The sequence below is a fragment of the Serratia proteamaculans genome, assembly GCF_013337185.1.
Lineage (GTDB): Bacteria > Pseudomonadota > Gammaproteobacteria > Enterobacterales > Enterobacteriaceae > Serratia > Serratia proteamaculans_D.
In genome coordinates, this window is sequence record NZ_SWDE01000001.1 from 842,455 (window position 1) to 860,568 (window position 18,114).

The window sequence follows — 18,114 nt, forward strand, 5'->3', positions numbered from 1 at the left end:
TTGTCCTGCCGCAGAATCGCTCGCAACAAAAGGTGCGCCGTGCTGTCGTTTTTCATCAACGTGCACCATGATTAAACGATCCCAAGGAGTTAACTGACCAGAATGAGAACCCATTCATGACAATCCCGAAATCCCGCTATGATTTGCCACGGATTATTTTTGGCGTGCTGTTTATCGCCATAATGATCGTCGCCTGTTTTTGGGTCATTCAACCTTTTATTCTCGGTTTTGCCTGGGCCGGCATGGTGGTCATCGCCACCTGGCCACTGCTGATTAAGCTGCAAAAAATACTTTGGGGGCGACGTTCACTGGCAGTACTGGTGATGACGATACTGCTGATCCTGCTGTTTATTCTGCCAATCTCTCTGCTGGTCAGCAGCGTGGTGGACAACAGCGCGCCCATCGTCGCCTGGGCCAGCACGCCGGGCAAACTGCATATTCCCGATCTGGCCTGGCTGCAATCGATCCCGATGATCGGCGATAAGGTCTATCACAGTTATCACACCCTGGTGAACGCCGGAGGCAGTGCACTGGTGGCGAAGGTACAGCCTTACTTCGGCCAGACCGCCACCTGGTTTGTGGCACAGGCCGCGCATATTGGCCGCCTGCTGTTGCATTGCACATTGATGCTGCTGTTTAGCGTGTTGCTGTATGCACGCGGCGAGCAAGTGGCTTTGGGCATTCGCCACTTTGCCACGCGTCTGGGTGCCGAAAGAGGCGACGCTGCCGTGGTGCTGGGTGGCCAGGCGATCCGCGCGGTAGCACTGGGCGTGGTGGTGACGGCGCTGGTGCAGTCGGTACTGGGCGGTATTGGCCTGGCGGTGACCGGCATCCCTGCCGCGACCCTGCTGACGGTATTGATCTTTATCTGCTGCGTGGCGCAGTTGGGGCCGTTACTGGTGCTGGTTCCGGCAATCATCTGGTTGTACTGGAGTGGCGATACCACCTGGGGCACCGTGCTGTTGGTCTGGAGTTGCGTGGTCGCCACGCTGGATAACGTGCTGCGGCCAGTGCTGATCCGCATGGGCGCCGATCTGCCGATGATCCTGATCCTGTCCGGCGTTATCGGTGGCTTACTGGCTTTCGGCATGATTGGCCTGTTTATCGGCCCGGTGGTGTTGGCGGTGTCTTACCGTTTACTCACTGCCTGGATGAATGAAGCGCCGGAACCGACTGCCGACCTGGAAGAAGTTGCCAAGGATCTGGAACAGATGTAATCCCTCTTCTGCCCGGGTTACCGGGCAGAACTCTCCTTTTCCCGATGGCTTTTTGTGGAATAAATCTTCCGCAATAATAAAAATCGCCAACGTTTTCTGACCTGATGACCATTATTTAAACATACTGAATAAATACATCTTTTTAGTACTGCGTTAAAATAGACCTCGGTTAAAAATAAATTCTAATAGGCCGATTGATTAAGACGATTCTTAATGACTAATGACGCTTAAATATCTAGTATTATTGCCATCTATTGCTTCAAATACCTGATTTAAAGCAAGATTTCCAAACAATGTAATGCCATACATGTGAATTGCTGTGTGTAGTCTTTGCCCGTCTTCTATGATGGGCTTTTTTTTATTCTTTTTTTGACCGTCTTTATTCACCACGCCATTTTATTTACATTCAGAAATAAAAAAGCCGTAACCTGAGTTACGGCTTTAGCCTTGATAATTATTCCCTATCGAGAAAATTATGTTCTCTTCGACAGATTAACCCAGGTTTGCACCACGGTATCCGGATTGAGCGACAGACTGTCAATACCCTGATCCATCAACCATTCGGCAAAGTCTTCATGGTCAGACGGGCCCTGACCGCAAATACCGACGTATTTGCCCTGACGCTTGGCCGCCTGAATCGCCATCGACAGCAGAATTTTCACCGCTTCGTTACGCTCGTCAAACAGCTCAGACACCACGCCCGAGTCACGATCCAGCCCCAGGGTTAACTGAGTCATGTCGTTGGAGCCGATGGAGAAGCCATCAAAGTGCTGCAGGAACTGATCCGCCAACAGCGCATTGGATGGGATCTCGCACATCATGATCACTTTCAGGCCGTTCTCACCGCGCTTCAGGCCCTGGCGTGCCAATTCGGCCACCACCGCTTCCGCCTGTTCTACCGTGCGAACAAACGGCACCATGATCTCAACGTTGGTCAGGCCCATCTCATTACGCACGCGTTTTACCGCGTCACACTCCATCGCGAAACAGTCACGGAAGTTGTCGGACACGTAACGACCGGCTCCGCGGAAGCCCAACATTGGGTTTTCTTCGTGCGGTTCATACTTCTCGCCGCCGACCAGGTTCGCGTACTCATTGGATTTGAAGTCGGACAGACGCACGATCACTCGCTTCGGCCAGAACGCAGCGCCCAACGTTGCGATCCCTTCCGTCAAACGGCCGACATAGAACTCGACCGGATGGTCGTAGCCCTGCATCAGCGTTTTGATCTCCGCTTGCAGCTCCGGAGTCTGCTGATCAAACTCCAGCAACGCCTTCGGATGCACGCCAATCATACGGTTGATGATAAATTCCAAACGGGCCAGGCCCACACCTTCATTCGGCAAACGCGCGAAGTCAAAGGCACGGTCAGGGTTGCCGACGTTCATCATGATCTTCAGCGGCAGATCCGGCAATTCGGTCACTTCGGAACTCTGCACGTTAAAATCGAGGATATCGCTGTAGACGAAGCCGGTATCGCCTTCTGCACAAGAAACGGTGACCTGTTGGCCTTCTTTGAGCAGATCGGTCGCGTTGCCACAGCCAACCACCGCCGGAATGCCCAGTTCACGCGCAATGATCGCCGCGTGGCAGGTACGGCCGCCACGGTTGGTGACGATGGCGGCGGCTTTCTTCATGATCGGTTCCCAATCCGGGTCGGTCATGTCAGTCACCAGCACGTCGCCTGGCTCAATACGGTCCATCTCGCTGATGTTATGGATGACCTTCACCGGACCTGCGCCAATGCGGTGGCCGATAGCGCGCCCTTCCACCAGCACCGGGCTGGTCGCGTTAAGCTGATAACGCTCCATGGTTTGCTCGTTAGAGCGTACGGTTTCCGGACGGGCCTGCACGATCAGCAATTTGCCGGTATGGCCGTCTTTGGCCCACTCGATATCCATCGGGCGGCCGTAGTGTTTTTCGATCAGGATTGCCTGATGGGCCAGCCCCTGCACTTCTTCGTCGGTCAGAGAGAAACGATTGCGTTGCTGCTCTGGCACGTCTTCAATTTGTACCTGCTTACCGTGGTCCTGCGATGGCGCATACACCATGCGGATTTTCTTCGAACCGAGGTTACGGCGCACGATGGCCGGATTGCCTCTCAGCAGCGTCGGTTTGTGCACATAGAACTCGTCCGGGTTGACGGCGCCCTGCACCACCATTTCGCCCAGACCAAAGGCTGAGGTGATAAACACCACCTGATCAAAACCGGATTCGGTATCGATGGTGAACATGACGCCGGAAGACGCCAGGTCAGAACGCACCATGCGCTGTACGCCGGCCGACAAGGCCACGCCGCGATGGTCATAACCCTGATGCACCCGGTAGGAGATAGCGCGGTCGTTAAACAGGGAGGCGTATACGTGCTTAATCGCCACCATCACGGCGTCGATACCCTGCACGTTGAGGAAGGTTTCCTGCTGGCCGGCAAAGGAGGCATCCGGCATGTCTTCTGCGGTGGCAGAGGAACGCACGGCAAATGACGCTTCCGGTTCGCCGTCGGCCAGTTGCTGATAAGCCAGGTTAATTTCACGCTCGAATTCCGCATGGAACGGCGTGTCGATAATCCATTGGCGGATTTGCGCGCCCGCCTTGGTCAATTGAGCAATATCGTCAACGTCAGTTTGATCCAGTAACTGATAGATGCGCTGGTTAACACCGCTTTGCTCGAGGAAATCGTTAAACGCCTGCGCGGTGGTGGCAAAACCGTTTGGCACGGCAACGCCCAAATCGGAAAGATTGGTGATCATTTCACCGAGGGAGGCATTTTTGCCGCCGACACGGTCAACGTCGTGCATGCCGAGCTGGTTGTACCAAAGCACATTACGCAAGTCTGGGCCATTGTTGGACATCGAGACAATCCTTATTGCTATCAGTAGGGTATAGACGGATTTAATTCGCTTGCTTTCTCAGCGCCGCTAAAACGGTGCCGAGTCAGACTAGCACAATGATCCATAGGAAATGGAAAGGTGAATCGATCAACCCGCTGAAGAAAGTGGATTTTAGGAAAACTTCCTGAAACGGAAATCCGGCCTGGAATCGTTCCCTGTCGCACTAATAGCTTAAATCTCAACAAATTAAGTATTTTTTAAACTTCAGTTTTAAAAACCCTGTTATTTGCATTGTCTTTGATGAAAATAGCGCCATCATGACCAATAATTCCTCATGGGAAATAAACCTCCGTTTTTCATAAAATTTAAAATAGTGTTTTAGCCCCGTGTTTTTATCGCCATCGTTTATTCCCTGACCGACCGTTTATTCATCGACTCTGCCCGCACTATCACAATTTTTTTGCCTGCCCCTTTACCGTGGGATCCTCTGCAGCCCATGATAAGGACCAATAGACGTGATAGTGACGTCACAATTTCAGGTAAGGAGCCCAGGGTGGAAAGAAGCGTTTTTTATATTTCGGACGGTACGGCGATCACCGCGGAGGTTTTGGGTCACGCGGTGTTGTCGCAATTTCCGGTGAAGGCCACCACCTTTACGCTGCCCTTTGTGGAAACCGAAGCCCGGGCCCGTGGGGTTTGCCAGCAGATTAACGATATCTATCGTGATACCGGCGTGCGGCCGTTAGTGTTCTACTCGATCATTTCGCCGGAAGTGCGCAAGGTCATTACCCAGAGCGAAGGTTTCTGTCAGGACATCGTGCAGGCGCTGGTTGGCCCGTTACAGGGCGAACTGGAAGTCGAACCGACCCCGGTGCCTAACCGCACCCACGGGTTGACCGCCAGCAATCTCGGCAAGTATGACGCCCGTATCGCGGCTATTGACTACACGTTAGCCCATGATGACGGCATTTCATTGCGTAACCTCGATCAGGCGCAGGTGATTTTGCTCGGCGTTTCGCGCTGCGGTAAAACTCCCACCAGCCTGTATCTGGCGATGCAATTCGGCATCCGCGCGGCCAACTATCCGTTTACCGCCGACGATATGGACAACTTGCACCTCCCCGCCGCGCTGAAACCGTTTCAGCATAAGCTTTTCGGCCTGACGATCGATCCGGAGCGGTTAGCCGCCATCCGTGAAGAACGGCGTGAAAACAGCCGCTATGCTTCCATTCGCCAGTGCCGGATGGAGCTTGCGGAAGTCGAAGCGCTATTTCGTAAAAACCAGATCCGTTATCTGAATACCACCAATTATTCGGTGGAAGAGATCTCGACCAAAATCCTGGATATTCTGGGAATGAGTCGCCGGATGTTCTGATCCTGACAAGATGGTGGGGAAGCCCCCTGCCATCTGTTGATTATTTCCCCACAGGCCACGTTTTTTGTGCTTTTTTTAGCGGTTCTGATCAACAGAACACAGTTTCTCCGGTTGAATTCATCGGTTTTTACGTTATTGTGATCGCCATCACTTCCCGGCACTCCTGCCGCAGAGAAGAAAAGTTTTTAGAGAAAATCATGCACAAAACAGATGAACTGCGGACCGCGCGCATCGACAGCCTCGTCACGCCGCAAGAGCTGGCGGAGAAGTTGCCAATTTCGGCGGAAATCGCGGACAGCGTAACGGCCTCACGGCAACGAATTGAAAAAATCCTGACCGGTGAAGACCGTCGCCTGTTGGTGGTCATCGGCCCTTGTTCTATCCACGATCTTGACGCCGCCGTCGACTATGCCGGCCGACTCAATGCGCTGCGCATCCGTTACCAGGACCGCCTCGAAATCGTGATGCGCACTTATTTTGAAAAACCGCGCACCGTGGTGGGCTGGAAAGGCCTGATCTCCGATCCGGCCCTGGATGGCACCTTCCAGGTCAATCGCGGGATCGAAATGGCGCGCAGGCTGCTGCTGGAAGTGAACCAGCTCGGCCTGCCGACCGCCACCGAGTTCCTCGACATGGTCGTTGGCCAATACATTGCTGATTTGATCAGTTGGGGCGCGATTGGCGCACGGACCACCGAAAGCCAGATCCACCGTGAAATGGCCTCGGCACTGTCCTGCCCGGTGGGCTTTAAAAATGGCACCGATGGCAACACCCGTATAGCGATTGACGCCATTCGTGCAGCCCGCGCCGGCCATATGTTCCTGTCGCCGGACAAACACGGCCAGATGACTATCTATCAGACCAGCGGCAATCCTTATGGCCATATCATCATGCGTGGCGGCAAGACGCCGAACTACCACGCTACCGATGTGGTCGCCGCCTGCGACAGCCTGCGCGAATTCGATTTGCCGGAGCAACTGGTGATCGATTTTAGCCACGGCAACTGCCAGAAATTGCATCGTCGCCAGTTGGAAGTGGCCGAAAACGTCTGCCAGCAGATCCGCGCCGGTTCCGTCGCCGTTGCCGGTGTCATGGCAGAAAGCTTCCTGGTGGAAGGCACCCAGAAAATCGTTGCCGGTCAACCGCTGACCTATGGCCAATCGATCACCGACCCTTGCCTGAGCTGGTCCGACAGCGAACAGCTGCTGGCCATGCTGGCCGATGCGGTAGACACCCGCTTCTGATCCCATCGCCGGGGCCCCGCCCCGGCTTTTCCGCCCCCCACTCACTCATCTATACTGGTAGCAATTCTCGCAGTTCCCCCATGGAACGGATTTGGAGCCTAGGCATGATCCATTCACTGTTATCTATCCCCTGCGTCACCCTGCAAGGGGAACACAAAACCCTGGGCGATTTCCCTGCCCGAGCTTATCTGGTGGTCAACACCGCCAGCAAATGCGGATTTACTCCTCAGTACCACGGGCTGGAAAATCTGTGGCAGTACTACCGCGAACGCGGCCTGATGGTGCTGGGCTTTCCCTGCAATCAGTTCGGCGCACAAGAGCCCGGTGACCCGCTGGAGATTGCCAACTTTTGCACGCTGAACTATGGCGTCAGCTTCCCGCTGTTCAGCAAGGTTGAAGTTAATGGCCCTGGCGCGCATCCGTTGTTTAACGAGTTAAAACGCCTGGCTCCAGGCGTACTGGGTACTCAACGCATCAAATGGAACTTCACCAAGTTCTTGCTGACCGCCGACGGCCAGCGGGTGAAACGCTACGCGCCGATCACCAAACCCGAACGCCTGTTTGAGCGCATCGAAACCCTGCTGAAATAACCCTGAATTTTGCGGGCTGAGCCGCCTCAGCCCGTCATACCTCTCCTTCCTGCAAAAAGCTTCCATGGGTAAGAAAATTTTCCTTGATGTAACCTTTCGTTCACATGATAATGATTCTCACTTTGATATTAATTACTATTTAACGGCCTGTTTCATAAACATATGACGATGGATAATCACCACCACAACACGCCTGCCCAGGCTGCTCACACCGCTGAAAGCGGCCTGGCCACGCCGCCTTGCTACGACAGTGCGCAACTGCTCGATGCCGATGGCGTGGCGATCATCATCCATCAGGGCCAGCGCTATCAGTTACGACAGACCAAAGCCGGGAAATTGATCCTGACCAAATAATTCCCATCCCTTAACGCCAGCCACCCAGATCCTTTTTGATCCAGGCAGCCAGCAAATCTATTGATATGTTTAAAACATACGGAGAGTTGCGACATGCCTCTGATCTATTCCACCCGGCTGCGTTTATCCGCATTGAGTCTGGCGATTGCCTGTGCTCTGCCGACGGTGACTTTTGCACAAACCAGCGAAACCCCTTCCTCTTCCACGGCGACGGCATCGGTTAAAAAGGACAAAGCCAGCGACGAAACCATGACGGTAGCCGCCACCGGCAATGCGCGCAGCAGCTTTGAAGCGCCGATGATGGTCACAGTGATTCAGGCCGATACACCGCAAAGCCAGACCGCCACCAGCGCCGGCGATATGCTGCGCCGTGTGCCGGGCATTACCGTCAATGGCACCGGCCGCAGTAATGGTCAGGACGTTTTCATGCGTGGCTACGGTAAAAATGGCGTGCTGACATTGGTGGATGGCATCCGTCAGGGCACCGATACCGGGCATCTTGGCGCCACCTTTCTCGATCCGGCACTGGTGAAACGCATCGAAGTGGTGCGCGGCCCTTCCGCCCTGCTGTATGGCAGTGGTGCACTGGGGGGCGTAATTGCTTATGAAACCGTAGATGCCGCCGATCTGCTGTTACCTGGCCATAATAGCGGCTATCGGGTGTATGGCACCGCCGGCAGTGGCGATCACAGCCTCGGCATGGGGGCCAGCACCTACGGCAGAACCGACACTCTCGACGGCCTGCTGTCATTTGGCACCCGCGACGTCGGCAATCTGCGTCAGGGCAACGGCTTTGATGCCCCCAATGATGAAACCATCAGCAATCTGCTGGCCAAGGGCACCTGGACGCTCGATGAGAATCAGTCATTGAGCGGCGACCTGCGCTACTACAACAACCGGGCGCAAGAGCCGAAAAACCCGCAGGAATCGGCCAGCAGCAGCGGTAACCTGATGACCGACCGCTCGACCATTCAACGCGACGGCCAACTGGGCTACAAACTGAAACCTGTGGGTCAGGATTGGCTCGACGCCGAAGCCAAAATCTATTACTCCGAAGTGGAGATCAACGCCCACACCAACGGCAGTGAGGATGAAGCGCGCAAGCAAACCACTCGCGGTGCCAAGCTCGAAAACCGCAGCCGTTTGTTTGCCGATACCTTCGCCTCTCACCTGTTGACCTATGGCAGCGAAGCTTACAAGCAGGAGCAGACACCGGGTGGCGCGACAGAAAGCTTCCCACAGGCGAAAATCAACTTTGCTTCCGGCTGGTTGCAGGACGAAATTACCCTGCGCGACCTGCCGGTCACCCTGCTTGCCGGGACGCGTTATGATAACTACAAAGGTTCCAGTGACGGTTACGCCGATGTTGACGCCGACAAGTGGTCATCGCGCGGCGCCGTCACGGTGACACCAACCGACTGGCTAATGCTGTTCGGCTCTTATTCGCAGGCTTTCCGCGCCCCGACCATGGGAGAGATGTACAACGATTCCAAACACTTCTCCATTCCCATGGGCCCCACCACCATTACCAACAACTGGGTGCCTAACCCGAACCTGAAGCCGGAAACCAACGCCACCCAGGAATACGGCTTCGGGCTGCGCTTTGACGATCTGCTACTGGCTGATGACAGCCTGCAATTCAAAGCCAGCTACTTCGATACCAAAGCCCGCGACTACATCACCACGGATGTCACCATGGAGCTGGGTCGTGGCCCTCGAGGCCCTTATTGCATCAGTTGCACCACTTTCTCGACCAATATCGACCGTGCAAAAATTTGGGGCTGGGACGCTACGCTGAGCTACAAAACCGCCATTTTTGGCTGGGATCTGGCGTATAACCGGACTCGCGGAAAAAATCAAAGCAGCGGCGAATGGCTAAACAGCATCAATCCGGACACGGTCACCAGCACGCTGGACGTGCCACTGGGTGAAACCGGCCTGTCGACCGGCTGGGTGGCCACGGTGGCCCAACGAGCCACCCGCGTAGAAACCGGCACCGCAGAACAAGGCGGCTACGGCGTCAACGATTTCTACCTGAGCTATAAAGGCCGCGATCGCCTGCAGGGCGTGACCACCACGGTGGTGCTGGGCAACGCCTTTGATAAAGAATACTACTCGCCACAGGGCATTCCGCAGGACGGGCGCAATGCCAAACTGCTGGTCAGCTATCAGTGGTAATGTTTTGAATCCGGCGGGCATGAAGATTGCCCGCCGCCTGAATCTCACACAGGAGAACCCGCAATGAGCAATACCCTCTATGCACGCTATCAGCAGGCAAAAATTGATAACCCAGGCAAATATGCGCGTGACCTGGCTGAAATTCTTGGCGTCAGCGAAGCGGAACTGACCCATGCCCGCGTCGGTCAGGACACCCGTCGTCTGCAGGCCGATGCCCGTACCTTGCTGACCGAACTCGAACAGGTTGGCGTCACCAAATCCATTACCCGTAACAGCTACGCGGTGCATGAGCAAATGGGTCGTTATCGCAACCAACACCTGAACGGCCACGCCGGGCTGATCCTCAATCCGCGTGAGTTGGATCTGCGTCTGTTCCTCAACCAGTGGGCCAGCGCTTTCGCCATGAGCGAAACCAACAAGCGCGGTGTGCGTCACAGCATTCAGTTCTTCGATCATCAGGGCGACGCACTGCATAAGGTTTACACCACCGATGAAACCGACCTCCCTGCCTGGATGGCGCTGGTTGAACGCCACCTGAATGCGGAAAACCCGACACTGGACCTGCAACCGGCAGACGCCACGGTCAGTAACGCCTCGCCAGATGCCGAGAAAATCGACCAGGAATGGCGTGCAATGACCGACGTTCACCAGTTTTTCCAGTTGCTGAGCCGCAATAAACTAACCCGCCAGCAAGCCTTCAGCGCCGTCGGTAACGATTTGGCCTATCGGGTCGATAACGGCGCCCTGAGCCAATTGCTTAACGCCGCGATGGGCCTGCAGAACGAAATCATGATTTTTGTCGGCAACCGTGGCTGCGTGCAAATCTTCACCGGTCAGATTGAACGCCTGATGCCGCAGGAAGGCTGGATTAACGTGTTCAATCGCCGCTTCACTCTGCACCTGATCGAAGACGCGATCGCCGAAAGCTGGATCACCCGCAAGCCCACCAAAGACGGTTTCGTCACCAGTCTGGAACTGTTTGCCGCCGACGGTACCCAGATAGCACAACTTTACGGCCAGCGCACCGAAGGCCAGCCGGAGCAAACTCAGTGGCGTGAGCAGGTTGCCGCGCTTGAACCCAAGGATATTGCCGCATGATACCTTCATTGACCCGTCGTCTGGCGCTGTACATTACGCTGGCGTTGCCGTTCACCGCTGCGGCGGCGGAACGTATTGTCTCGATAGGCGGTGACGTCACCGAAATTGCCTTCGCCCTGGGCGCGGGCGATGAAGTGATAGCGCGAGACAGCACCAGCCTGCAGCCGGAAGCGGTTAAAAAACTGCCGGACGTCGGTTATATGCGTCAGCTCAATGCCGAAGGTATTTTGGCGCTGAAACCCACGCTGGTGCTGACCACCGAATTGGCTGAGCCGGCGCTGGTGCTCAAACAGCTGGAAGAGAGCGGCGTTAAAGTGGTGCGCATTCCCGGTGATACCACTTTGCAAAGCGTACCGGAAAAAATCGCTGTGATTGCCAGTGCGCTCCAGCGTACCGAGCAGGGCAAGCAGTTGAGCACCCGTTACCAGCAGCAATTGGCGGCGGTGAAAACCGATGCGTTGCCGGTCAGGGTGCTGTTCGTCATGAGCCACGGCGGTATTACGCCAATGGCGGCCGGGCAACACACGGCCGCCGACGCGGTCATCACCGCTGCGGGTCTGAAGAATGCCATGCAGGGCTTCAGCCGCTATCGCCCGCTGTCGCAGGAAGGCGTGATAGCCAGCGCGCCGGATTTGCTGCTGGTCACCACTGACGGCATAAAAACGCTCGGCGGCGAGCAACAGCTGTGGAAACTGCCCGGCATGGCACTCACCCCGGCAGGTAAACAACACCGCGTACTGGTAGTTGACGATATGGCGCTGCTGGGTTTTGGGCTGGAAACCCCTGCCGCGCTGGCCAAACTGCGTGATGCGGCGGAGCAAAAGTAATGCGCTGCCGTACCTCCCCCCGACTGGCAATGACCGGCCTGCTGGTACTGTTGGCGCTCTTGGCCTTGGGCGCGGCCAATATGGGCGCGCTGACGCTGTCATTCCGCACCCTGTGGCAGCAGCCTTTCAGCGACACCTCCTGGCATATCTGGCTGAATATCCGTTTGCCGCGCGTGCTGCTGGCGGTAGTGATAGGTTGCGCGCTGGCGGTGTCCGGAGCCGTAATGCAGGGGTTGTTCCGTAACCCGTTGGCCGATCCCAGCCTGTTGGGCATCAGCAGCGGCGGCGCGCTGTTTGTTGCGCTGATTATTGTTATGCCGCTGGCCCTGCCGCCGGTAATTGCCCTGTATGGCCACATGCTGGCGGCATTTCTCGGCAGCATGTTGGTCTCGCTGTTGATTTACGGCATCAGCCGCAGCGGCCACGGCAGCCTGTCGCGCCTGCTGCTGGCGGGTATCGCCATCAACGCCCTGTGCATGGCGGCGATTGGCGTGTTGTCTTACCTCAGTAGTGACCAGCAACTGCGTCAATTTTCACTGTGGATGATGGGCAGCCTGAGCCAGTCACAATGGCCAACTCTCGCCGTTTCCGCCTCGCTGATCCTGCCGACCACCCTGCTGACGCTATTACAGGCGCGTCGCCTGAATCTGCTGCAACTGGGAGATGAAGAGGCGCATTACCTCGGTGTGAATGTTCAGCGTGCCAAGCTACAGCTGCTGCTGTTAAGCGCATTGCTGATAGGTGCCGCGGTTGCGATGAGTGGCGTGATTGGCTTTATCGGCCTGGTGGTGCCGCATTTGGTGCGCATGCGCCTCGGTGGCGACCACCGTTGGCTGCTGCCCTGTTCCGCACTGGGGGGGGCCTGCCTGCTGTTGGTCAGCGATACGCTGGCACGCACGCTGGTGGCTCCGGCAGAAATGCCGGTCGGTTTGATGACCAGCCTGATCGGCGGGCCTTATTTCTTATGGCTGGTCATGCGCCAGCGGGAGCGTGTGGGTGGATAACACAGCAAGCCTGACGGCGCAGCAGTTACGTTACAGCTTGGGTTCGCGGCGGTTGATCAACGATGTCTCGCTCAGCATCAATAGCGGCGAGATGGTGGCGATTATTGGGCCGAACGGCGCCGGTAAGTCGACGTTACTGCGCCTGTTAACCGGTTATCTGGCCCCAGGCTGTGGCGAATGCCAGTTGCTCGGGCGACCGCTGGAACAGTGGCAACCACAGCAATTGGCGAAAGTGCGCGCGGTCATGCGTCAACATAGCGATCTGGCCTTCCCCTTTACCGTAGAGGAAGTGGTCAGTATGGGCCGCGCGCCCCACGGAAAACGCGACGCACAGCAGGCGGTGCAGCAAGTGATGGCGCAAACCGACTGTCTCGAATTGGCTCAGCGCGATTATCGTCAGCTTTCCGGCGGTGAACAGCAACGAGTGCAACTCGCCCGCGTGCTGGCGCAGCTTTGGCAGCCGCAGCCCACGCCGGCCTGGCTGTTTTTGGACGAACCGACCTCGGCGCTGGATCTCTACCACCAGCAACATACGCTCAGGCTGCTGCGTACGCTGACGCGGCAACAGCCGATTGCGGTGTGCTGTGTATTGCACGATCTCAATCTCGCGGCATTGTATGCGGATCGCATTTTATTGATGCATCAGGGGCAATTGGTCGCGACGGGCACGCCGCAGGAAGTGTTGCAGGCAGATATTCTCACCCGTTGGTATCAGGCAGATCTGGGCGTGGTTTATCACCCGGAAGTGGCGCTGCCACAGGTGTATTTGCGTCAGTAGTTTATTTACCGGGCGCGTTATCCCGCGCCCGTCATCTTTCTTCGCCAATCAGCTAGAGCAAGAGATCTCCAGATGTTTGCCCCAATCCGGTGGCAACGCGGCGAGATCGTCATACTCTGGGTTATCCGCAAACGGCGCCAGTAACGCCTGATGCAAACGCGCCAGTTGACTGACATCATCCTGTTCGGCACTTTCAATCGCCTGTTGTGCCAGATAGTTGCGCAGGATTAGCTTCGGATTCACTGCCTTCATCGCCTGCTGGCGCTGCGCGTCACTCACCTGTTCTTGCTGCAGGCGCTGGCGGTACTGCTGATACCAGCTATCGAATGCGGCACGATCGATAAATTCATCTCGCAGTGGCGACTGCGCCTGCTGTTGCTCCGTCTGGCTTAGCAAGCGGAATGTGCGGCTATAGTCCCGCCCCTCTTGCGCCATCAGACTCAGCAATCCGGTCAGCAAATCGTTATCCTGCTGCGACTGGGTGAAGAAGCCGAGCTTGGCCCTCATCTGTTCCCCATAGGCACGCATCAGGGCCGGTTCATAGGCCGCCAGCGCATTTTGCAGCTGCTCGGTGCTCATCAGCCCGGACAGGGTTTGCGCCAGGCGGTGAAGGTTCCACAGCGCCACCGCCGGCTGGTTATCGTAGGCATAACGCCCCTGATGATCGGAATGGTTACAGATATAGTCGGGCTTATAATCGTCAAGGAAGCCGTATGGCCCATAATCGATGGTGATGCCCAGAATCGACATGTTATCGGTGTTCATCACACCGTGAGCAAAACCGACGGTCTGCCAATGGGCAATGAGCCGGGCGGTGCGCTCAACCACATCGGTAAACCACAGCAAATAGCCATCACTCTGATCTTTAAACTGCGGCCAGTGGCGGGCAATCACAAAATCAGCCAACTGCTGCACCTGCTCCGGCTGCTTACGGTAATAAAAATGTTCGAAATGACCGAAGCGCACGTGGCTTTCCGCTACGCGTAACAACATCGCCCCACGCTCGGCCTGTTCGCGATAGACGGGCTGTTCGCTGGTCACAATGGTCAGCGCGCGCGAGGTTGGAATACCCAGATGATGCAATGCCTCGGAGGCCAGGAACTCACGGATCACCGAGCGCAGCACCGCACGGCCATCGCCCATACGCGAATACGGCGTCAAACCGGCCCCTTTCAGATGCCAGTCCATGCTGCGGCCATCCGCCAGCCGTTGTTCACCTAGCAGAATGCCGCGACCATCACCCAACTGCCCGGCCCAGACGCCGAACTGATGGCCGCTGTACACCTGTGCCAGCGGTCGCATACCCGGCAGCAGCGTTTCTCCTGCCCAAATCGGGGTTTTATCCTGGGTAAACCAGCTTTCATCCAGCCCCAGCTCACGCGCCAGTGGCTCGCTGTGATACAGCAGGCGAGTTCCCTTTAACGGCGTGGGGTTCAATTCGGTATAAAAACCGGCTAATTGTTGTTGGTAAGCGTTTTCAAACTGCGGCATAGGCCCTCCGTTCCACCTAGTGTAGAGCCTGAGCGTGGGGATTAACACGGAAGAAATGCAGGGAGAACGCATCTGCCTGATACCAGGACAGATGCGGGGGATTTAGCTTTTATGTAAGCCGATACGGCTAGAAAACCTTTTTCGCTGATGAATAAAATACTTTATCAGCGAGAGATTGATAATGAATAACAGTACCGGGATAGCAACCACCTCATCCCGTCCATTATTGGAACCATTGTGTGTGCAGTACTCTCAATTATTTTTATTGAACTCATCGGGCGTTACCCGTAACGCCGCCAGATTATCCACACCAACGCTGGGCCATAAAAAACCTTGTAGGCCAAAAACACCGGCGTGTCTGAGCTTATTAAAATATTCCTCCTTCTCTATTCCTTCGACGATCACTCCCTTGCACAGCAGATTGATATTCTTTAATAGCGAGTCAATCACCACGTCATAACCCTGGTGGGTAAACAACTGCCAGTAAAAACGCTTATCGATTTTCACGTAGTCGAATAGACCATCGTACAATGCGGTCAGAGTTGCCTGACCAGAACCAAAATCGTCCAGCCACAGTGAGAACTTCTCACTGAACCGACGGATTTTTTCATTGTTTTTCCCCGCCGAAAGATTTGGAAAACCCTCGCTGATTTCAAAGGCGATAAATGACCATTGTCTGATCCGTTCGCATAATGGACCGTCAGTAAGGATCAAATCGACCAGGGTTTCTTCGACATTAAGCGTCAGCAATACCTCGTTTTCGACGAACCAGGCGGCATTCTGCTCCGCCAAACTCAATTGTTCATTAAATAACTCAATCCTTTGATCGGTGGACAATAAATTAATCCCAATGTCAGCCGGCATCGCCAAATCACCGTCCAGACTATTAAAACGGTTCAAGATTTCCACCGCCAACAGCCTGCCCTCCATTGAGTAAACAGGTTGAAAAACATAGCTACTAATAAAGTCAGCTTCGAGTTGGATTTTCATTTCAATGCCATAGGCTGAATGGCGAACATCTCATCGTATATCAATATATTTTATCGATCAATCCCTGTGAGATTAATCGGAAATATCAATGCTGCCAGTCATAACTTATCATTTAATTGATAGATTAAAGCTATATTAGATGGCGATAACGCGGATATGAAAACAATTTGGCTTAAGGCAACAACCGTGGCCCACGGCATGAATTTGAGACATATTTAGCTTATGGGATAGGGTAATTCTGAAAATTTGACTTATCGTCATTGTTTTAATTAAAGAAATTCCTATTCCGGGTTAAATATCAAATACGTATATCTGGCCTAGGTACAGAGCAGCGAGCTTAACTGATTAAATTTAATAACGCATCAATTCCTGGCGTTATTCCTTGCATTGATTCGGCAAAAAAATGCCCACCTTGATTTTTAGGGAAGTTATGCTAGTTGAGTGTTTTGACTGTATTTTTTGCAAACAAGGATAACAACAGGAAAGAGAGGCAAACCCGTGACATAAAAAAGGGATGAGTTGCCTCATCCCGGAGCATTCAGGATCCGCACGTTATTTGATCGTTTCAAGCAACCATTGACGCAGTTCGGTTAATTCTGCAGCCTGTTCGGGGTACTGCACAATCAAAGCATCGCAGCAATCGGCCAACGCCTCACTGCGATAGGTGCAGCCCACCAGCATCTCGGCCAACCGTTGCAACGGTGCCGGGTTGAGGCTGTCGGTAAAAATCTGCGCCCGGCAAATGGCGCCTTTTTCCACGTCAAAGAAGATATCTACCCCACCCCAGACAAACCGCTCATTGAGCAGGTGACTGAACGCCGGCGCCTTGCCGAAATTCCATTCCCAGCTGCTTTGTTTGGCAAACTGCGCGGCAAAATCCGGTAAATCGGGGTAAACATCGGGAGAAATGATTTCTGCTTTCGCAGTCTCGCCATAATGCTCAAAGAACGCCTGAGTGATAGCCTCGCACACCTGTTGGTGGCTGATATCGGCTTTAAACTCCGCCAGATTGGCCACGCGAGAACGTACCGAGGTGATGCCCTTGGCCTGCAATTTTTTAGGGTCAGGATTAAGGTAATCGGCCAGGCGATTGAGATCCGCGTTCAGCAACAAGGTGCCATGGTGGAACCCACGATCCTGAGTTTCCCGGTAGGCCGAGCCGGAGATTTTACGCACGCCCTCTGCGGTATCAATCACCAGATCATTGCGCCCCGATGCGCTGGCCGTGATGCCCAACTGAGCCAGAGCCTGCAGAATGATGCCGGTAGAGACGGTTTTATCGTAACCGGGTTTACCCGCCATAAAGGTAAAACAGCTATTGCCCAAATCGTGGAATACCGCACCACCGCCGCTGCTGCGGCGTGCCAGACGAATACCGTCCTGCTCCATGCGGCGGGTGTTGCACTCTTTCCAGGGGTTTTGTGACTGGCCAATGACCACGGTTTCGGCATTGCGCCACAGGAACAGAATTTTCTGCGTAGTCATTTCGCGGAAGATGCACTCTTCCACAGCCAGATTGAACCAGGGATCGTAGGAATCGGAAATCAGCAGGCGTAAGTTACTCATGGCAGTCACCGTTAAGAATGTGATGCCGCCATGATACACCAAATCAAAGGGTTAAGACTAAATGCGCCGCGCCTGCCAGTAGACCTTCTTCCAGTAGACGTTGTTCAGCGAGGAACGCATCACGCCGCGGCTGGTTGAGGCATGGATAAACTGATCGTTGGTGTCATAAATGCCCACATGCAAACCATTCTCACCGCCACCGGTTTTGAAAAACACCAGATCGCCGGGCATCAGCTCATCGCGTGAAACCTTGGTTCCCAGCGAGGTTTGTGCCTCAGTAGAGCGCGGCAATTGCATATCGAAACGATCGCTGAAGGTGCGATAAACAAACCCGGAGCAGTCGACGCCACCGCGGTCTAACCCGCCATAGCGATAAGGGGCACCGTACCATTGACGCAGCTGTTCGTTTAACTGAGCGACAACCACTATCGAATCGGCCAGTCTGCCGCTCGGCGGCGGTGCATGGCTGCTGCAACCGGCAAGAATCAAACTGGCTAATAAAAACCAAATACGCATCCGCATAATATCCCTTCATTGAACAGATTGCCGCTTCATGCCACCTGCTAAAGCA

General features: G+C 54.8%; 15 protein-coding genes and 1 other RNA gene. 11 read left to right on the forward strand and 5 right to left on the reverse strand.

Annotated elements, in window-relative coordinates; all coding sequences use genetic code 11:
- Positions 1 to 116 precede the first annotated feature (116 nt).
- Positions 117 to 1,217 carry an AI-2E family transporter YdiK gene (gene ydiK / locus FCL49_RS03910; protein WP_012144907.1) on the forward strand — a complete coding sequence of 367 codons (1,101 nt, stop codon included), beginning with the start codon at positions 117 to 119 and terminating at the stop codon, positions 1,215 to 1,217.
- Between the two features lie 251 nt (positions 1,218 to 1,468).
- Positions 1,469 to 1,579: antisense sRNA RprA (rprA, locus tag FCL49_RS03915), an RNA gene on the forward strand.
- A 111-nt stretch (positions 1,580 to 1,690) separates the two neighbouring features.
- On the opposite strand, the gene ppsA is transcribed toward rprA, so the two are convergent.
- Positions 1,691 to 4,069: a phosphoenolpyruvate synthase gene (gene ppsA / locus FCL49_RS03920; protein ID WP_174352505.1), complete on the reverse strand. Its 2,379-nt coding sequence runs from the start codon at positions 4,067 to 4,069 to the stop codon at positions 1,691 to 1,693.
- 475 nt (positions 4,070 to 4,544) lie between these two features.
- Here ppsA and ppsR point away from each other — a divergent pair, with 475 nt between their 5' ends.
- From ppsR to FCL49_RS03965, 9 genes are all read left to right on the forward strand, one after another.
- Positions 4,545 to 5,423, forward strand: a complete 879-nt coding sequence (gene ppsR, locus FCL49_RS03925) for a posphoenolpyruvate synthetase regulatory kinase/phosphorylase PpsR (RefSeq protein WP_174352506.1) — start codon at positions 4,545 to 4,547, stop codon at positions 5,421 to 5,423.
- 197 nt (positions 5,424 to 5,620) lie between these two features.
- Entirely contained in the window at positions 5,621 to 6,667 is a 1,047-nt protein-coding gene (locus FCL49_RS03930) for a 3-deoxy-7-phosphoheptulonate synthase (protein ID WP_174352507.1), read from the forward strand.
- 104 nt (positions 6,668 to 6,771) lie between these two features.
- Positions 6,772 to 7,257, forward strand: a complete 486-nt coding sequence (locus FCL49_RS03935; protein WP_135316321.1) for a glutathione peroxidase — start codon at positions 6,772 to 6,774, stop codon at positions 7,255 to 7,257.
- Between the two features lie 168 nt (positions 7,258 to 7,425).
- Positions 7,426 to 7,611, forward strand: coding sequence for a hemin uptake protein HemP (hemP, locus tag FCL49_RS03940; protein ID WP_012144902.1), 186 nt, complete (start codon positions 7,426 to 7,428; stop codon positions 7,609 to 7,611).
- A gap of 93 nt (positions 7,612 to 7,704) precedes the next feature.
- Positions 7,705 to 9,789 carry a TonB-dependent hemoglobin/transferrin/lactoferrin family receptor gene (locus tag FCL49_RS03945; RefSeq protein WP_174352508.1) on the forward strand — a complete coding sequence of 695 codons (2,085 nt, stop codon included), beginning with the start codon at positions 7,705 to 7,707 and terminating at the stop codon, positions 9,787 to 9,789.
- Between the two features lie 63 nt (positions 9,790 to 9,852).
- Positions 9,853 to 10,887: a hemin-degrading factor gene (locus tag FCL49_RS03950; protein WP_174352509.1), complete on the forward strand. Its 1,035-nt coding sequence runs from the start codon at positions 9,853 to 9,855 to the stop codon at positions 10,885 to 10,887.
- Positions 10,884 to 11,714, forward strand: a complete 831-nt coding sequence (locus FCL49_RS03955) for a heme/hemin ABC transporter substrate-binding protein (RefSeq protein WP_174352510.1) — start codon at positions 10,884 to 10,886, stop codon at positions 11,712 to 11,714. The genes FCL49_RS03950 and FCL49_RS03955 overlap by 4 nt, the downstream gene beginning before the upstream one ends.
- Positions 11,714 to 12,718 carry a FecCD family ABC transporter permease gene (locus tag FCL49_RS03960; protein ID WP_174352511.1) on the forward strand — a complete coding sequence of 335 codons (1,005 nt, stop codon included), beginning with the start codon at positions 11,714 to 11,716 and terminating at the stop codon, positions 12,716 to 12,718. The genes FCL49_RS03955 and FCL49_RS03960 overlap by 1 nt, the downstream gene beginning before the upstream one ends.
- Entirely contained in the window at positions 12,711 to 13,496 is a 786-nt protein-coding gene (locus tag FCL49_RS03965) for a heme ABC transporter ATP-binding protein (protein ID WP_174352512.1), read from the forward strand. Before FCL49_RS03960 ends, FCL49_RS03965 begins: the two co-directional genes overlap by 8 nt.
- Before the next feature lie 48 nt (positions 13,497 to 13,544).
- On the opposite strand, the gene FCL49_RS03970 is transcribed toward FCL49_RS03965, so the two are convergent.
- The 4 genes from FCL49_RS03970 to FCL49_RS03985 all read right to left on the reverse strand — a co-directional run bounded on the left by FCL49_RS03970 (position 13,545) and on the right by FCL49_RS03985 (position 18,065).
- Entirely contained in the window at positions 13,545 to 14,987 is a 1,443-nt protein-coding gene (locus tag FCL49_RS03970) for a protein adenylyltransferase SelO (RefSeq protein WP_174352513.1), read from the reverse strand.
- 252 nt (positions 14,988 to 15,239) lie between these two features.
- Entirely contained in the window at positions 15,240 to 15,977 is a 738-nt protein-coding gene (locus FCL49_RS03975; protein ID WP_174352514.1) for an EAL domain-containing protein, read from the reverse strand.
- A gap of 552 nt (positions 15,978 to 16,529) precedes the next feature.
- The gene (locus tag FCL49_RS03980) at positions 16,530 to 17,543 is read right to left on the reverse strand and encodes a lipoate--protein ligase A (protein ID WP_174352515.1); all 1,014 of its coding nucleotides are present in this window, start codon (positions 17,541 to 17,543) and stop codon (positions 16,530 to 16,532) included.
- Positions 17,544 to 17,600: 57 nt separating this feature from the next.
- Positions 17,601 to 18,065 carry an NlpC/P60 family protein gene (locus FCL49_RS03985; protein ID WP_135316311.1) on the reverse strand — a complete coding sequence of 155 codons (465 nt, stop codon included), beginning with the start codon at positions 18,063 to 18,065 and terminating at the stop codon, positions 17,601 to 17,603.
- Positions 18,066 to 18,114: the final 49 nt, after the last annotated feature.